Annotated in this window: 15 protein-coding genes; 7 read left to right on the top strand and 8 right to left on the bottom strand. The window is 69.6% G+C overall.

Annotated features, from left to right (window positions below):
• Positions 1-280 precede the first annotated feature (280 nt).
• Positions 281-979, top strand: coding sequence for a response regulator (locus CKO41_RS03335; protein ID WP_200381256.1), 699 nt, complete (start codon positions 281-283; stop codon positions 977-979).
• Complete coding sequence (locus tag CKO41_RS03330; RefSeq protein ID WP_200381255.1) at positions 976-5,067, top strand: CheR family methyltransferase; 4,092 nt, start codon at positions 976-978, stop codon at positions 5,065-5,067. Before CKO41_RS03335 ends, CKO41_RS03330 begins: the two co-directional genes overlap by 4 nt.
• A 122-nt stretch (positions 5,068-5,189) precedes the next feature.
• Here the strand turns inward: CKO41_RS03330 and CKO41_RS03325 are convergent, their stop codons facing one another.
• Positions 5,190-5,633, bottom strand: a complete 444-nt coding sequence (locus tag CKO41_RS03325; protein WP_200381254.1) for a DUF29 domain-containing protein — start codon at positions 5,631-5,633, stop codon at positions 5,190-5,192.
• A gap of 210 nt (positions 5,634-5,843) precedes the next feature.
• On the opposite strand from CKO41_RS03325, the gene CKO41_RS03320 reads away from it, so the two are divergent.
• The 5 genes from CKO41_RS03320 (at position 5,844) to CKO41_RS03300 (ending at position 10,703) form a co-directional block, all read left to right on the top strand.
• On the top strand, positions 5,844-7,379 hold the full coding sequence (locus CKO41_RS03320; RefSeq protein WP_242463913.1) for a cobyric acid synthase: 1,536 nt from the start codon (positions 5,844-5,846) through the stop codon (positions 7,377-7,379).
• A 59-nt stretch (positions 7,380-7,438) separates the two neighbouring features.
• On the top strand, positions 7,439-8,848 hold the full coding sequence (gene tcuA, locus CKO41_RS03315; protein WP_200381253.1) for an FAD-dependent tricarballylate dehydrogenase TcuA: 1,410 nt from the start codon (positions 7,439-7,441) through the stop codon (positions 8,846-8,848).
• Between the two features lies 1 nt (position 8,849).
• On the top strand, positions 8,850-9,998 hold the full coding sequence (gene tcuB / locus CKO41_RS03310) for a tricarballylate utilization 4Fe-4S protein TcuB (protein ID WP_242463910.1): 1,149 nt from the start codon (positions 8,850-8,852) through the stop codon (positions 9,996-9,998).
• A 97-nt stretch (positions 9,999-10,095) separates the two neighbouring features.
• The gene (locus CKO41_RS03305) at positions 10,096-10,332 is read left to right on the top strand and encodes a type II toxin-antitoxin system prevent-host-death family antitoxin (RefSeq protein ID WP_200252701.1); all 237 of its coding nucleotides are present in this window, start codon (positions 10,096-10,098) and stop codon (positions 10,330-10,332) included.
• Positions 10,329-10,703 carry a type II toxin-antitoxin system VapC family toxin gene (locus CKO41_RS03300; protein WP_200252703.1) on the top strand — a complete coding sequence of 125 codons (375 nt, stop codon included), beginning with the start codon at positions 10,329-10,331 and terminating at the stop codon, positions 10,701-10,703. Before CKO41_RS03305 ends, CKO41_RS03300 begins: the two co-directional genes overlap by 4 nt.
• A gap of 327 nt (positions 10,704-11,030) precedes the next feature.
• Here the strand turns inward: CKO41_RS03300 and CKO41_RS03295 are convergent, their stop codons facing one another.
• From CKO41_RS03295 to yjgA, 7 genes are all read right to left on the bottom strand, one after another.
• Positions 11,031-11,270, bottom strand: coding sequence for a hypothetical protein (locus CKO41_RS03295; RefSeq protein ID WP_200252705.1), 240 nt, complete (start codon positions 11,268-11,270; stop codon positions 11,031-11,033).
• 254 nt (positions 11,271-11,524) lie between these two features.
• Positions 11,525-11,803, bottom strand: coding sequence for a succinate dehydrogenase assembly factor 2 (locus CKO41_RS03290; protein ID WP_200252707.1), 279 nt, complete (start codon positions 11,801-11,803; stop codon positions 11,525-11,527).
• Positions 11,800-12,492: a succinate dehydrogenase iron-sulfur subunit gene (locus CKO41_RS03285; protein WP_200252710.1), complete on the bottom strand. Its 693-nt coding sequence runs from the start codon at positions 12,490-12,492 to the stop codon at positions 11,800-11,802. Before CKO41_RS03285 ends, CKO41_RS03290 begins: the two co-directional genes overlap by 4 nt.
• A gap of 80 nt (positions 12,493-12,572) precedes the next feature.
• On the bottom strand, positions 12,573-14,336 hold the full coding sequence (gene sdhA / locus CKO41_RS03280) for a succinate dehydrogenase flavoprotein subunit (RefSeq protein WP_200381251.1): 1,764 nt from the start codon (positions 14,334-14,336) through the stop codon (positions 12,573-12,575).
• A 7-nt stretch (positions 14,337-14,343) separates the two neighbouring features.
• Positions 14,344-14,688 (bottom strand): succinate dehydrogenase, hydrophobic membrane anchor protein, encoded by a 345-nt coding sequence (sdhD, locus tag CKO41_RS03275; RefSeq protein WP_200252715.1) that lies wholly within the window; start codon positions 14,686-14,688, stop codon positions 14,344-14,346.
• The gene (sdhC, locus tag CKO41_RS03270; protein WP_200252717.1) at positions 14,685-15,062 is read right to left on the bottom strand and encodes a succinate dehydrogenase, cytochrome b556 subunit; all 378 of its coding nucleotides are present in this window, start codon (positions 15,060-15,062) and stop codon (positions 14,685-14,687) included. The genes sdhD and sdhC overlap by 4 nt, the downstream gene beginning before the upstream one ends.
• Before the next feature lie 84 nt (positions 15,063-15,146).
• Positions 15,147-15,689 carry a ribosome biogenesis factor YjgA gene (yjgA, locus tag CKO41_RS03265; protein WP_420826456.1) on the bottom strand — a complete coding sequence of 181 codons (543 nt, stop codon included), beginning with the start codon at positions 15,687-15,689 and terminating at the stop codon, positions 15,147-15,149.
• Between the last annotated feature and the right edge of the window lie 159 nt (positions 15,690-15,848).

The raw sequence follows: 15,848 nt of genomic DNA, 5'->3' as shown, positions 1-15,848 counted from the left end.
AACGCGCTTCTTGGAGGGCTCGACGCGGCGCGCGACCGGGATGGGATCCCTGACCGCGGCACCTGGTCGTCGGGCTCAGGCTCGGCCTCGAGCCAATCGTCGAGTTCGTGGCCCGGCACGAATCCGCACGGCTTGTCCTTCGATTGGACGCGCTCGGCGATCAGCGCCACACTCGTGCCGTTTGCTATTATCAAGACAGGGGGCAGGGAGGTGAATGAGGGGATCGCCGCTCCTCTGGCTCGGGAACACTCACTAGGCATCAGCGGAGCAACGAAGGTCCATGGACGCTGGCCAGAGCGCGCAGTCCAGGGGCAGGCATCGCATCCTGATCGTCGACGACCATCCTCTGGTGCGGGCGGGGATCAAGGCCCTGATCGACGACGAGCCCGATCTCCTCGTGTGCGGGGAGACAGGGAGTATTCACGATACCTTGGGTCTCGTTCGCGACGACACGCCCGACATCGTCATCGTCGATCTATCGCTGCCGGACGGCAACGGTCTGGAGCTGGTGAAACGGCTGGCGGGGGCGCCAGGCCTCGTGGGCATCCTCGTCTGCTCGATGCACGAGGAATCCCTATTCGCGCAACGCGCACTCGCGGCCGGCGCCAAGGGCTACCTCGATAAGCACGCGGCCGCCACCCAGGTCGTCGGGGCGATCCGGGTGATCCTGTCCGGTCGGATCTACCTGAGCGAACGCATGACCGAGCTCATGTTGGAGCGGCTCTCCGCCAAACACCCGCCGCTGGCGGGAGCGGCCTCCGTCCATGATCTGAGCGACCGCGAGCTCGAGGTCTTCTGCCTGCTCGGCCAGTGTCTCAGCGCATCCCAGATCGCCGCGCGGCTGCACCTGAGCGTGAAGACCGTCGAGGCCCACCGGGCGAAGATCAAACGAAAACTCAACCTGGCATCCGGCGCCGAATTGACCCGCTGCGCGGTGCAGTGGGCGCTCGAGGCGGGCCAAGAGGACCGCCGGGAATGATCGACTCGCAAGACGGCGACACCCCAGGGGCCGACGCGGACGACCGCCCGAGCGGCCTCCCCGAACAAGGGGCGCGGCGCCCCTGCCGCGCGGTCGTCGGTGTCGGCGCATCGGCCGGGGGGCTCGCGGCCTTCAAGCGCCTGCTGCAGGCGACGCCGCCGAACACGGGCCTCGCCTTCGTGCTGGTGCCGCATCTGGATCCCCATCACGAAAGCCTCCTGGTCGAGCTGCTCGCCAAGCACAGCGCGATGCCGGTGACCGAGGCGCAGGATGGCCAGGCCATCGAGGCCGACCAGGTCTACGTGATCCCGCCCAACCGCTATCTGTCGATCGAACGGGGCACGCTGCGGTTGTCGACACCGCCCGCGTCCGTCGGCCAGTCCACAGTCATCGACTTCTTCCTGCGCTCGCTCGCGGATGCGTACCGGGAACGGGCGATCGGCGTCGTCCTGTCGGGGACGGGCACCCATGGCACCCTCGGCCTTCAGGCGATCAGGGGGCGAGGCGGCCTGGCCGTCGTCCAGCAGCCCGAGAGCGCCGAGTACGACCAGATGCCTCGCAACGCCATCGCCGACGGCTCGCCCGATTATGTGCTCAGTCCAGAGGCCATGGCCGAGACGCTGATCCAGTATGCCGCCCGCGGCAGCCGCGAGACGGACCGCCAGCACCGGCCGGAGGCGGCTGGCAAGCCCAACGAGCTCGACCGGATCCTGGCCTTCTTGCGGGTCCGCACCCGGTACGACTTACGCGGCTACCGCAGGCGGATGCTGATGCGCCGCGTGCAGCGCCGCATGCGCATCTGCCAGGCGGATCGGCTCGGCGACTATCTCGAACGGCTGCGCGCCGATGCCGCAGAGCCACAGCGGCTATTGCAGAGCCTGCTGATCGGCGTGACCGGTTTCTTCCGCGACGCGGACGCCTATGAACTCTTGGCGCAAGAGGTCATCGCGCCCCTGGTGGAGCAGGCAGACCCGGACATCCCCATCCGTGTCTGGATCCCGGGCTGCTCGAGCGGCGAGGAGGCCTACAGCATCGCCATCCTGCTGATGGAGGCCTTTCTGCGGCGCCAGCGTCCGCACAACCTCCAGATCTTCGCCACCGACATCGACGAGGAGGCGCTGGAGACGGCCCGCCAGGGCATCTATCCCGAGAGCTTCGCCGTCGACCTGAGTGCCGAGCGACTGGAACGCTTCTTCGTCCGTGTCGACGAACACCGCTACCAGGTGAGCAAGCGGCTGCGCGAGACGATCACCTTCGCGTCGCAGAATCTGATCAGCGACCCCCCGTTCTCGAGGCTCGACCTGATCAGCTGCCGCAACCTGCTGATCTATCTCGAACCGCCACTCCAACAGAAGGTCATCGCCCTCTTCCACTTCGCACTCAAGGAGGGCGGCCATCTGCTCCTGGGCCCGTCGGAATCGATCGGGCGGCAGGTCGATCTCTTCGAGACGGTCTCGAAGAAGTGGCGGCTCTTTCGACGCGTAGACGCGATGCGGCGCAACATCCCGGAGATTCCAAACGGCGGCGCGTCGCAAGGGCCAGGCACCCTGACGGCCCCGCCCGAGGAGGCGACCGTTCCGTCGACGCGCCTCGCGACCCTAGCCCAGCGGTTGCTGCTGGAGGACTGCGACCGGGCCGCCGTGCTCGTCGACCGCCACAACCAGATCCTCTATTTCCACGGTCCGACGATGCGTTTCCTGGACCAGCCCACGGGGGAGCCGAGTCGCGACCTCATGGCCATGGCCCGCGACGGCCTGCGCACCCGACTGCGCGAGGCCTGCCACAAGGCGCTGCGCGATCGTGTGACGGTCTCGCTCGAGGAGGCCGTCGTCAAGCGCGACGGCGGTTACGTTCCCGTCGACGTGCGGGTCCGACCGGTGCCGGATTCCCATGGCGACCAAGGGCTATTGCTGGTGATCTTCGCCGATCGGACCTCGGGTGCCGAGGCCTGCCCCGAGGTGGTCATGCAACGCGAGACCGCAGACGAGTCGTCCGTGGTGCGGCAGCTCGAACTGGAACTCAAGACGGTTCGCGAGGACCTGCAAGGCACGATCGAGGAATTGGAGATCTCCAATGAAGAACTCAAGGCATCGAATGAAGAAGTGATGTCGATGAACGAAGAGCTCCAGTCCGCCAACGAGGAGCTCGAGAGTTCGAAGGAAGAGCTCCAGTCGCTGAACGAGGAGCTTTCGACCGTGAACAGCCAGCTCGAGGAGAAACTCGCCGAGCTGGAACGCAGCAGCAACGATATCAACAACCTGCTGAGCAATACGAACATCTCGACCGTCTTTCTCGACAGCACCATGCGCATCAAACTGTTCACGCCCCCCGCCGCGCGACTGTTCAACCTGCGCGCCACGGACATCGACCGGCCGCTCGCCGATTTCTCGCCAAACTTCGATGACGCGCAAGTCTTGGAAGATGCCGAGTCGGTGCTGGAGCAGCTCGCGCCCCTGGAGAAGGAGGTAAGCTCCGACGACGGCCGTCATTTCCTGCGCCGCATTCAACCCTACCGCACCCAGGACAAGCGCATCGACGGGGTCGCGATCACCTTCATCGACATTACCAACCGCATTCAGGCCGAGCGGCTGCTGCGCGAGAGCGAGCACCGATTGCAGGAGATGAACCGGCTGCTCGAGCAGCGCGTCGCCGAACGTACGGCCGAACTCGCCCAGCGCGAAGGAGAACTGCGGACCCTGGCGGACAATGTGCCGGCCATGTTCGCCTATGTCGACACCGACGAGGTCTATCGCTACGTCAACCGGCTCTACGAACAGGCATTCGGCCTGCCCGCGGACGAGATCCTCGGGCACACCGTGAGCGCGGTGCTCGGGGCGGATAACTATGCGATCGCCAAGCCCCATATCGACAAGGCATTGGCCGGCGAGCGACAGCGCTACGAGGCGACCCTTGCGTTGCCCGATGGGACGCGCGCGATGGATGTCATCTATGTCCCGCAGCAAGGGGACGACGGCCGCATCGCGGGTTTCTTGGCCCTGGTGCACGACATCACCGAGCGCAAGGCGCTGGAGACCAGCCTCTACGAGCAAGAGCAGTCGCTGCGCGCCATCGTCGATAACGCGGCGGACGCCATCCTGACCTTCGACGACGAAGACCGGATCCGGAGCGGCAATCCGGCGGCCGAGCAGATATTCGGACAGCCCGCGACGGAGATGATCGGCCAAGACCTGCGCCTGCTCTTGCCGCCGAACTGCCGCGATTGTCCCGACTGCTCGACCTGCATCCGCCTCGCCCAGTGCCTGCGCCGATGCACTCGCGCCCACATCATGACCGGATGCCGCCACGACGGCACCCTCTTCCCGATGGAGATCAGGGTCAGCGCGATCGACGACCTCGACCTCCACGTGGCCCTCATCCGCGATGTCAGCGAGCGCGAGGCGCTCGAACAGCAGATCATCGCCGCGAGCACCGCCGAACAGGAACGGATCGGCTGCGAGATTCACGACGGGATCGGCCAGCAGTTGACCGGCATTGCCATGTTCGCGACCAGCGTCGAGCGCCGTCTCGTCGCGGCCCAGTGCCCGGAAGAGGCGAAGATCGCCGCCGAGCTGGTCAGCCACCTGCGGGATACCCTGGCACAGACACGCGCCCTGGCCAGGGGGCTCGCCCCGATCGAGATCGACCCCCAGAGCCTGGTCGAGGCCCTCACCGACCTCGCGGAGGGCGCCGAGCGGCGCTCGGAGAGCGTCTGCCGGTTCTCGACCGGACGCGCCGGCAGGGTCAGCGACAAGATGCAGGCCACCCACCTGTATCGGATCGCTCAAGAGGCCGTGCACAACGCCATCCGACACGCCGGGGCTCGGCACATCGAGATCCGGCTCGGCGCGGAGGGGCAGGATCTCGTCCTGTCCGTCTACGACGACGGCACCGGCATCCGCCCGGTCAAGGCCGAGGGTGCGGGCCTCGGCATCCCGATCATGCGTTACCGCGCCAACATCATCGGCGGCCAGCTGACGATCGAGCGGCCCGCCCAGGGCGGCACCCTGGTCCGCTGCGCCTGTCCCTTGGCGCCAAACCCTGGCGATGGGACGACGGGCCGCGACGGCACACCGCCGCGACCGGCCTGACACGACGCCGGCCGTCGCTCGACGCCTCCTCCGGCCCTGCCACCTCATCGCAAGACGAGACAGGACTGCGCAGGCGCGCGCGGCCCCCGGACACATGGGGCCTACCAACGCGGTTCGGACCCTCAGGCCTCGGGCAGCCAATCCTCGTCGAGGATCTGCGCCAACCGATAGGGACAACGGACCGGGAACAGGTGTCGCTCGAGGTCCGTATCGATCACGGCATCGCGCACCGCCTTGCCGTACACCCGTTCGATGATCTCCTCGTCCAGCATCCGCCGCAGGCTCGGCGACTGCTCCAGCAGCCGCTCGATCGCGGTGCGCTGATGGTTGATCGTCAACAGCCAGCTCTTGCCGCGCCGTTCCGGGTGGTATTGGTGCTTCAGCAGGTGGACGAGCAGCACCTGAAGGCGATTCAACAGCTCCCGACGCTCGCTTGCACCCATGGCCTCGAGTTCCTCGGCGATCTTCTCGACATCGAGCTCGGTGAAGGCGCCTTCTCGCAATAGCCGGGCATTCTGGATCGCCCAGGCATGGAAATCGGTATCGTGGCTCGCCCGCTCGTTCATCGATCGTCTCCACTGGACCCGCCCCGCTACGCCGTCGGGCGGTGATTCGACTCTCTCGGGGCGAGTATCGAGGACCGCAAGGGTTTGGACCAATCGGAAATCCGGCCCAAAGACCGGCGCGGCACATCCCGGCCATTGCATCGGCCCACCGACCGTTGTCCAATGCCGCCCATCGAGACCCGACTCCCGCCCGATGCCCTTCACTCCCGGATGCCAGACGAAGCCCCCACCCGACCGCCCCGCCGCGCCCGCCTGCTGATGGTCCAGGGCACCAGCGCCGACGTCGGCAAGAGCCTGCTCGTTGCGGGGCTGTGCCGCGCCTATACCCGCCGCGGCCTGAGGGTGCGCCCGTTCAAGGCCCAGAACATGAGCAACAATGCCGCCGTCACCGTCGACGGCGACGGCTCGCCGGGGCCCGACGGGGCCGCGCCGCGCGGCGAGATCGGCCGCGCCCAGGCGTTGCAGGCGCGCGCCTGCCGCGCGCCCTGCTCGGTGCACATGAACCCCGTGCTGCTCAAGCCCCAGAGCGACCTGGATTCCCAGGTCGTGCTGCGCGGCCGACCGCTCGGCACCTTCTCGGCGAGCGCCTACCAGGCGCTCAAACCCAGCCTGATGCCGACGGTGCTCGCGAGCCTGGAGCACCTCGCCGGGGAGGCCGACCTGGTCCTCGTCGAGGGGGCCGGCAGCGGCGCCGAGCGCTATCTGCGCGCCCAGGACATCACGAACATGGGCCTCGCCGAGGCCGCCGGCCTGCCGGTCGTCCTCCTCGGCGACGACTCGCGCGGCGGCGTCACGGCGGCCGTCCTCGGCAGTCACGCCCTGTGGTGCCCGAGCGAGCGAGCGCGCGTCGTCGGCGTTCTGGTCAACAAGTTCCGCGGCGACCCCGCCGTCTTCGCGCCGGCCTGCGACGACATGACCGGCGCGACCGGCTGGCCGTGTCTCGGCCTCGTCGGCTGGTTCACCGGTGCCCAGGGCCTGCCGCCGGAGGACTCGCTCGCCCTCGATCGGCCGACGACGGACGGCGACGCCGGGCTGATCGTCGCCGTGCCTCGGCTACCGCGGATCGCCAACTTCGACGACCTGACCCCGCTCGCCGCCGAACCCGGCATCGCCGTGCGCTGGGTGCCGCCGGGGCAACCGCTGCCGCGCGCGGCCGACCTGATCCTGCTGCCGGGCTCGAAGGCGACGCGCGCCGACCTCGAACGGCTGCGCGCCGAGGGCTGGGATCGCGACATCCGCTGCCATCTGCGCCACGGCGGGCGGGTCGTCGGGCTGTGCGCCGGCTTCCAGATGCTCGGGCGCAGGATCCGCGACCCGCTGGGCATCGAAGGGCCACCCGGCGAGAGCCGCGGCCTCGGGCTCCTCGACATCGAGACCGAGATCGGCCCCGACAAGCGACTGGTCGAGCTCGACGCCCTCGACCGGCGCAGCGGCCAACGAGTGACGGGCTACGAGATGCACATGGGCCGCACCGCCGGTCCGGGCCTGGAGAGGCCCTGGCTGCTGCTCGATGAGCAGGGCCAGGTCCGCCGCGAGGGGGCGGTATCGCCGGATGGCCGCGTCATGGGCGCCTACATCCACGGCCTATTCGGTGCCGATGGCTTTCGCCATCACTGGCTCGCTGGCCTCGGCCATGCCGGGCACCTCGCCGATCACGAGGGCCGCATCGAGGCGACCCTCGACGCCCTGGCCGAGCGGCTCGAGGCCGACATCGACCTGGACCGCCTGCTCGCGCTGGCACGGTGATCGGCACCGCCCCGAGGCCGGCGGCGCAACCGGGCCCGCCCGCCGCGGTCGAATCGGCCATGTCCGGATCCACGCGCCCCCCGCCGGCCCCCTGGCCCGTCGACGATGTCCTCGTCATCGGCGGGGGCATCGCGGCCTACTGCGCGGCCATCGCCGCGCGCGAGGCCGGGGCCGGCGTGCGCCTCGTCGACGCCGCACCGGCGCACTTGCGCGGTGGCAACGCGCGCCACGCGCGCAACCTGCGCATCGCCCACGCGACCCCGTCGCGGCTCTTCCCCGACCGTTACCCGAGCGACGAGTTCCTGGACGAGCTCTGCACGGCGAGCGGCGGGCACGGCGACGCGGCCCTCGCCCGGTGCCTGGCCGAGGGCTCCTTGGACCTGCCGGACTGGCTCGCGGCCCAGGGCGTGCACTTCGAGGAGCCGGCCCGCGGGACCCTGCCCTGGTCGCGCAAGACCGCCTTCTTACTCGGCGGCGGCACGGCGGCGATCAACGCCCTGGCCGCCCGCGCCGCGCGCCTCGGGGTGGCGATCCACCAGGACACCGAGGCGCTGCCGCTGGCGCTCGACGGCCCCTCGCCGCGTCGGGTCTCGTTGCGCCAGGACGGGCGGACGCTGGAGGCACGGGCACGGACCGTCTGCCTCTGCTGCGGCGGCTACCAGGCCAACCCGGACTGGCTCGCCGAGACCTGGGGCGAGGCCGCACCGGACCTGATCGTGCGCGGCACACCCTTCGCGAGCGGGGCGCCCCTGCGCGCGCTGCTCGCGCAGGGCGCCGCTTCGGCCGGCGAGCCTGGGGCCTGCCATCTGGTCGCCATCGACGCCCGCTCGCCGGCGGCCGACGGCGGCATCGTCACCCGCGTCGATGGCATGCCCTGGGGGCTGGTCGTCGATCGCAACGCCCGACGCTTCCACGACGAGGGGGCCGAGATCAGCCCGCGCCGCTACTCGACCTGGGGTCGCCTCGTCGCCCGCTGCCCGGGGCAGCGCGCCTTCCTGATCCTCGATGCCGAAGGCCGCACCCGCACGACGCCGTCGATCTACCCGGCGATCGAGGCCGAGACCATCGCCGACCTGGCCGCGGCCCTGGGCCTCGACCCGGCGGTGCTGACCGCGACGGTCGCCGACTACAACCGGGCCGTGCAGCAGGCCGGGGCCGGGGCCGAGCACACCCTGGGGCTTGCCCCGCCGAAGTCGCGGTTCGCGCAGCCGCTCGCCGCACCGCCGTTCGCCGCCTACCCGATGGCCCCGGGCATCACGGGCACCAGCCACGGCCTGCGCGTCGACCCGCAGGCGCGGGTCCTGCGCACCGACGGGCGCACCTGCCCGGACCTCTTCGCCGCCGGGGCCATCATGGCGCCGGCGATCCTCGGCACCGGCTATCTGGCCGGCACCGGGCTGACCATCGGCGCGGTCTTCGGCCGTATCGCCGGGACGCAGGCCGCCCGCCATGCCCGCACCGGCCACTGAGATGACGACACCCGCCAGCGACGCCGCCCTCGCCGAGGGCCATCGGGTCATGGCCCTGTGCCGCGTCTGCGGCTACTGCACCGGCCTCTGTCCGGTCTTCCCGGCGCTCGAGCGCTGCCCGTCGCTCGCGCGGGCCGACCTCGACTACCTGGCCAACCTCTGCCACAACTGCCGCGCCTGCTGGTATGCGTGCCAGTACGCCCCGCCCCACCCGTTCGCGATCAATGTCCCGGCGACGCTGGCCCGGGTGCGCACCGGCACCTACCGGCGCTACACCTGGCCGCGGACCCTCGGGCGCTGGACCGGCGAGGCCACTGCGACGGCCACGATCGCGCTCGCGATGACCCTGCTCCTGCCGGTGCTGACGCTCCTCTGGGTGCCCTGGGAACGGCTCTTCGCGGTCCACCGCGAGGCCGGGGCCTTCTACGCGGTGATCCCCTGGGGGGTGATGACGGCGGTCGCGACACTTACGCTCGGCTGGGCGCTGCTCGCCGCGACCATCGGCCTGGCCCGCTTCTGGCGCGACATCGCACCGCACGCGCCGGCCGTGACGCGGCGGCGGGCGCTGCTCACGGCCGCACGCGACCTGCTGACGCTGCGCCACCTCGACGGCGGCGGCCCCGGCTGCAACGACCGCGACGGGTCCTTCACGCAGGGCCGGCGGATCGCCCACCTGACCCTCTTCTACGGCCTCCTGCTCTGCCTGGCCGCGACCGCGACCGCCGCCCTCTTCCACCACCTGCTCGGCCGGCTGGCGCCCTACCCGCTCGCGAGCGCCCCGGTGCTGCTCGGCACGCTCGGCGGGGTCGCCATGCTCGTGGGGATCGGCGGGCTGCTGCGGGCCAAGCACCGCGCCGACCCGGCGCCGACGGCCGCCGAGACCCTGGCCGGGGACTATGTCCTCCTCGCCCAGCTCTTCGCCGTCGCCGCGAGCGGCCTGCTCCTTCTTGCGCTGCGCGAGACCGCGGGGATGGGCCTCCTGCTCGCGCTGCATCTCGGGAGCGTCCTCGGCCTCTTCGCGACCCTGCCCTACGGCAAGCTGATCCACGGCCCCTACCGAGCCGCAGCGCTGCTGCGCGCGGCCCTGGAGGGTCGCCGGCGGGATGACCGACGGCCAGCCACACCGCCCGAGCGGCCCGACACAGATTGACCCGACGGCGGCATTCCGATCGCCGACTCCAGACCGGCATGGTTGGCCACGTTGGCCAGCTTAGCTAGAATAGGGCGATCCAAACGGAGGATTCGTCGTGCAAGTCAATATGCTCGAAGCCAAGAATCAGCTCTCGAAGCTGGTGAAGGCCGCCGTCTCCGGTGAGGAAGTCATCATCGCCAACCATGGCGAGGCCCAAGTCCGATTGGTGCCGTGCGTGGCCGCTCCAGGCCTGCGCCATTGGGGGGTGCTGGCCGGGCGGTTCGACGATGTGGATGCGGCCTTCGGCGAACAGGCGGACGCTGAAGTCGCCGAGCTTTTCAAAAACTCATGAAGCTGCTGCTCGACACCCAGGTCATGCTGTGGTGGCTGCTGGGCGATGCGCGTTTGCGGCAGGATACGCGGGAGCAGATGGCGCACACCGCCTGCCTGGTCTCCGTGGCCAGCGTTTGGGAGGTGGCGATCAAGCATCGCCTGGGAAAGCTCTCGGTCGACCCCGTCACCTTCCGCGATCAAACCCTTGCCGCGGGCGCTTCGTTCCTGCCGATCGACGACACGCATGCCATCGAGACGGGGCGGCTTCCGGGCATACACGAAGATCCCTTCGACCGATTGATCATCGCTCAGGCCCGTAGCGAGGGCCTGGTGGCGGTCTCAGCCGATGCCGTCTGGAACGAGTACGAGGTCGCGCTCAGGCGGCCTTAGCCTTCGCTGTCGGGTTACGCTGCGCTAACCCGACGGCCTCGGCGAATACCGGCACGGCAAGGTCGGGGTAGGCGCGCCGTAACCCGACAGGCGGCGCCGAAATGTCAGGTTACGCCGCGCTAACGAGCATGCAGGACCGACAAAACCCGGAAAAATCAAAGTGCATCTTCCACGGTAACCCGGCAGTTCAACAGATCACAGCCGGCGCGGACGCAGTCTGCAAGGCGCCGACTTGCGCTTCATCGAGTGAGGCTCACGCGATTTTCCCCGGACGCGACCGGGGGAACGTCTTGCCCCCTAAGGCCGGCAACGCGTATTGCATCCCCGTCAAGCACCGCCACGGTAGAGCTGAGACGGCTGGCTCGCCACATAGGCGGCAATGATTTCCTCGATCGAGAGGTCACACTCGCCATTGCATTCACACTGCCGGTCCACCTGGTGGATGCCGCGCCCGGTGGCCAGTTGGCTCACCAGTGGCGCGACGCGACGACGACGCTGGTCGCCCGTAGGGCGCACCCGGCGGCGCCCGATCGAACCGAGCGACTCGAGGGAAGAGGAAGTGATCATCGGCCTGTGCTCCTGATATCGCGTGGAACGGGAACGGCCATCACCGGCCGCGACCTGGGGCACAAGCTAACGCACGACGACTGACCGAACCCTAGACGGTATTGTCAGCTTCGATATCGGCTGGAAGGATAACTGGGATCGTCCAAGGTGCCGGAGAAAGACACCATCCAGCTGCACCTCGGTTACCGTGAAACAGGCCGCCACCTCGCGGGCTACGCTACGCTGCCCCGACCTACGGCTCGAGCGCCGGCCGATCAGGGCCGCGGGGGCGGCGGGATGACGACGGCCAGGATCCGCGCGACCAGGTCCCGCAGCACTGCGTCGGCCGGCACGGCCTGCTGCATCAGCCAGTCGAGGATCACCTGGTCCGGAAAGCCGAGGAGCCGCTCGAACGCGCGGCGGCCGGCCTCGTCGAGGTCGCCCCAGCCGCGCTCGAGGAAGGCATCGAGCAGCAGGTCGAGCTCGAGCATCCCGCGCCGGCACTGCCAGCGCAGCCGCTGGAGTTCGCGGTCGTCGGCGGTTGCGGTGCTCACACGCCCTTCTCGAGCATCAGGTCCTTGATCCGCCCGATCGCCCGGGTCGGATTGAGGCCCTTCGGGCAGACCTCGACGCAGTTCATGATGCTATGACAGCGGAACAGCTTGTAGGGGCCTTCCAGGGCATCGAGCCGCGCATCGGTCGCCTGGTCGCGGCTGTCGGCGAGGAAGCGCCAGGCCTGGAGCAGGGCCGCCGGGCCGTGGAAACGCTCCGGATTCCACCAGAAGGACGGGCAGGCCGTCGAGCAGCAGCCGCAGAGGATGCACTCGTAGAGGCCATCGAGACGGTCACGCTCGGCCGGGGTCTGGCGGATCTCGGCCTCCGGGAGCGGGTCCTCGCGCACCAGATAGGGCTTGACGGCCTTGTACTGGTCGTAGAACTGGGTCATGTCGACGACCAGGTCGCGGATCACCGGCCGCCCGGGGAGCGGGCGCACGAGGATCGGCTCCTTGAGCTCGGCGAGCGGCGTGATGCAGGCGAGGCAGTTGCGCCCGTTGACGTTCATGCCATCCGAGCCGCAGACGCCCTCGCCGCAGGAGTGACGGAAGGCGAAGGTCTCGTCCTGCTTCTTGATCTCGAGCAGGGCCTCGCGCAGCATCATGCCCGGCGTGACCTCGACCTCGAAGTCCTGCATCGCGGGCCGCTGGTCCGTGTCGGGATTGAAGCGATAGACGCTCAGTTTCATATCCGATACCTGGAGAGTCGAGCCGCCGGACGGCCCGGCGGCGAGCCCGGCCCGGCGGCGATAAACGAGGGCACGGCCCGTCAATAGACCCGCGGCTTGGGCGGGAAGCTCTCGACCGTGAGCGGCTTGGTGCGCACGGGCTTGGAGTCCATCCGGTCGCCATCGCGGAAATAGAGGCTGTGGCGCAGCCAGTTCTGGTCGTCGCGCTCGGGGTAGTCGACCCGCGAGTGGGCGCCGCGGCTCTCCTGGCGGAACAGGGCGCTGCACAGGGTCGCCATGCCGACGTCGACCAGATTGTCGAGTTCCAGGGCCTCGATGCGGGCCGTGTTGAAGGTCTGGCTATGGTCGGTGAGCCGCACGCCCTCGACCCGCTCGCGCAGCGCCACGAGCTTCTCGACCCCCTCGGCCATGACCGCCTCGGTGCGGAAGACCCCGCAGTGGTCCTCCATCAGCTTGCGCAGATCCGCCTTGACGACATGGACCGGCTCGCCGTCGCCGCGCCGCTGCCAGCGCTCGAGGCGGGCCATCGCCGGGGCGATGACGCTGTCGGTCAGGGGCCGGTGGTTCGGGTTTTCCTTCAGGTAACGCAGGATGTCCTGACCGGCCGCGCGACCGAACACGAGGATGTCGAGCAGCGAATTGCCGCCGAGCCGGTTGGCACCGTGCACCGAGACGCAGGCGCACTCGCCGGCGGCGTAGAGGCCGGGGACGACCTCCTCGGGGCCGTGGCGCAGCGGCGCGACGACCCGGGCGCTGCGATCGGTCGGGATCCCGCCCATCGCGTAATGGGCGGTCGGGAAGACCGGGATCGGGTCCTTCGCCGGGTCGATGCCGACGAAGGTCCGGCAGATGTCGCTGATGCCGGGCAGGCGATGGTGGACCACGTCGGCGCCCAGGTGATCGAGCTTCAGCAGCACATGGTCGCGGTTCGGCCCGCAGCCGCGGCCCTCGCGGACCTCGGTCGCGATCGCGCGGCTGACCACGTCGCGGCTCGCGAGATCGAGCGCCCGCGGGGCGTAGCGCTCCATGAAGCGCTCGCCGTCGCCATTGAGCAGGTAGCCGCCCTCGCCGCGCGCCCCCTCGGTGATCAGCATGCCCTTGCCGGCCACCCCGGTCGGGTGGAACTGGTAGAACTCCATGTCCATCAGCGGCACGCCGACGCGCAGGGCCATCGCCATGCCGTCGCCGGTGTTGATGAAGGCGTTGGTCGAGGTGCGGAAGACCTGGCCGTAGCCGCCCGTCGCGATCAGCGTCGTCTTCGAGGCGATGATCAGCGGCTCGCCGGTCTCGATCTCCAGGACCAGGGCGCCGATCACATAGCCCTCGTCGTCGCGCAGCAGGTCGATCGCGAAGAATTCGTCGAAGAAGTGGGTGCGGGCGCGCAGGTTCTGCTGATACAGGGTGTGCAGGATCGCGTGCCCGGTGCGGTCGGCCGCCGCGCAGGTGCGCGCCGCCTGGTCGCCGCCGAAGTTCTGGCTCTGGCCGCCGAAGGGCCGCTGGTAGATGCGCCCGTCGTCGAGCCGCGAGAAGGGCACGCCGGCGTGCTCGAGCTCGTAGACGGTGGCGATCGCCTCGCGGCACATGTACTCGATCGCATCCTGGTCGCCGAGGAAGTCGGAGCCCTTGACGGTGTCGTACATGTGCCAGTGCCAGTTGTCTGGCATCACGTTTGCCAACGCCGCGTTGACGCCGCCCTGGGCGGCGACCGTGTGCGAGCGGGTCGGGAAGACCTTCGAGACCACGGCGACGCGGGCGTCGGCCCCGGCCAGGCGCAGCGCCGCATTGAGCCCGGCCCCGCCGGCACCGAGGATCAGGGCATCGAAATGGCGTGTTGGGATCGGCATCGTGACATTACCCCTGTAGGCCGACGAGGAGGATCGCCCGCAGCGCCCAGAGTCCGGCGGCGAGGAAGACGAAGGCGGCGGCCGACAACAGCCCGACCCGCAGCCCGAGGGGCTTGACGTAATCCATCAGGACATCGCGCAGACCGACCCAGGCGTGGGCCAGCAGGACCGGCACCGTAACGAGCAGCCCGAGGCTGACCAGCGGCTGGGCCACCCAGTCGCGCCAGGCGGCATAGTCGGCCGGTGGCGCGACGAGGAAGTGGACCAGCAGATAGACGAAGAAGACAGCGAGATAGAGGGCCGTGACGCGCTGCACGACCCAGGCCTTGAGGCCGGAGGCTTGGCGGCTCATAGCAGGATCACCCCCCCGCCGATCAGCACGGCGGCGACGGCTACGGTGATCGCCGCGCGGGCGCTGGTGCGCGCGACTGGCCGATCCAGGCCGATGCCGATGTCGAGGAACAGGTGGCGAATCCCGGCGAAGAGGTGGTGCGCCAACGACCAGGCCAGGACCACGAGGGCGACCTTCGCCAGCCAGTGTTCGAGGAGCGCGGCGACGGCCGCGAAGCCCTCGGGGCCGGCCAGCGACAGGGCCAACAGCGCGGCCGCGACGGGCACCGCAGCGATCATCAGCAGGCCGCTCACGCGGTGGAGGATGGAGACGATCCCGGTGGCCGGCAGCTTGATCCGCCACAGATCGAGGAATACGGGTCGCTTGGCGCTCATGACTCGCTCGCTTCGGATTGTGCAACGCAGCAGAATATCAGGCGATTCGGGGTCGATCAATCGATGCCCGGCCTCGCGACCCGGTCACGGCTCGGCCAACGCCTCGCGCAGAAAACGGAACAGCTTGCGCGCGGTATCCGGGCGCCCGCGCCCAAGGTCGCGTTGGGCGGCGCGCACCAACTGCCGCAGCGGTTGGCGCTCGATGCCCGGGTGCAGATCGAGGAGCTCGGCGAGGGCCGCGTCCCCCTCCTCGATCAGGCGCTCGCGCCAGCGCTCGATCTCGTGATGGCGGGCAGCCGCCAGACGCGCCTGCTCGTCCTTCTCCTCGACGAGCAGGCGCACCGCGGCCTGGTCCTCGCGCTCGAGCAGATTGGCGATGCGCTTCCAGTGCCGCTTGCGGGCGCGCAGGTCCTTGATGCGGGGGGTCTCATCGAGCGCCGCCCAGGTCGCCTCGCTGAGGCCGAGGCGCTCGAGCTCGGCACGCGGCATCCCCGCCAGCCGTTCGGCGAGCTGCTGGAGGGCGGCATGCTCGCGCTTGAGCTGGCTCTTGCTCGGCCCGGATGGGAGTCCGTCCAGGTCGTCTTCGTCCAGCGAGTCGTCGAACGACTCGTCCGGCAGATCGGTCAAGGGTTCGATGGCAGGTACTCCAGATCGGTTACCGTGAAGGTCCGCCGTGGGGGGTGCGCGAGGAACGAACCGCACCAATACCCGCTTTGCGATCGGGGCGGTTCGCACGCCCACCGCACGCTCCGGGTTTCAGGCCCCGCGGTGGCGCGAGTCGCCGTG

It is taken from the genome of Thiococcus pfennigii (genome assembly GCF_016583835.1).
Lineage (GTDB): Bacteria > Pseudomonadota > Gammaproteobacteria > Chromatiales > Chromatiaceae > Thiococcus > Thiococcus pfennigii.
The sequence above is the reverse complement of the archived record's forward strand: the minus strand, read 5'-3'. Positions and strand labels throughout refer to the sequence as shown.

What these genes read in the sequence shown, in the direction of transcription:
- CKO41_RS03335 (WP_200381256.1), top strand. Translation starts at nt 281, where the DNA reads ATGGACGCTGGCCAGAGCGCGCAGTCCAGGGGCAGGCATCGCATCCTG.
- CKO41_RS03330 (WP_200381255.1), top strand. Translation starts at nt 976, where the DNA reads ATGATCGACTCGCAAGACGGCGACACCCCAGGGGCCGACGCGGACGAC.
- CKO41_RS03325 (WP_200381254.1), bottom strand. Translation starts at nt 5,633, where the DNA reads ATGAACGAGCGGGCGAGCCACGATACCGATTTCCATGCCTGGGCGATC.
- CKO41_RS03320 (WP_242463913.1), top strand. Translation starts at nt 5,844, where the DNA reads ATGCCAGACGAAGCCCCCACCCGACCGCCCCGCCGCGCCCGCCTGCTG.
- tcuA (WP_200381253.1), top strand. Translation starts at nt 7,439, where the DNA reads ATGTCCGGATCCACGCGCCCCCCGCCGGCCCCCTGGCCCGTCGACGAT.
- tcuB (WP_242463910.1), top strand. Translation starts at nt 8,850, where the DNA reads ATGACGACACCCGCCAGCGACGCCGCCCTCGCCGAGGGCCATCGGGTC.
- CKO41_RS03300 (WP_200252703.1), top strand. Translation starts at nt 10,329, where the DNA reads ATGAAGCTGCTGCTCGACACCCAGGTCATGCTGTGGTGGCTGCTGGGC.
- CKO41_RS03295 (WP_200252705.1), bottom strand. Translation starts at nt 11,270, where the DNA reads ATGATCACTTCCTCTTCCCTCGAGTCGCTCGGTTCGATCGGGCGCCGC.
- CKO41_RS03285 (WP_200252710.1), bottom strand. Translation starts at nt 12,492, where the DNA reads ATGAAACTGAGCGTCTATCGCTTCAATCCCGACACGGACCAGCGGCCC.
- sdhA (WP_200381251.1), bottom strand. Translation starts at nt 14,336, where the DNA reads ATGCCGATCCCAACACGCCATTTCGATGCCCTGATCCTCGGTGCCGGC.
- sdhD (WP_200252715.1), bottom strand. Translation starts at nt 14,688, where the DNA reads ATGAGCCGCCAAGCCTCCGGCCTCAAGGCCTGGGTCGTGCAGCGCGTC.
- sdhC (WP_200252717.1), bottom strand. Translation starts at nt 15,062, where the DNA reads ATGAGCGCCAAGCGACCCGTATTCCTCGATCTGTGGCGGATCAAGCTG.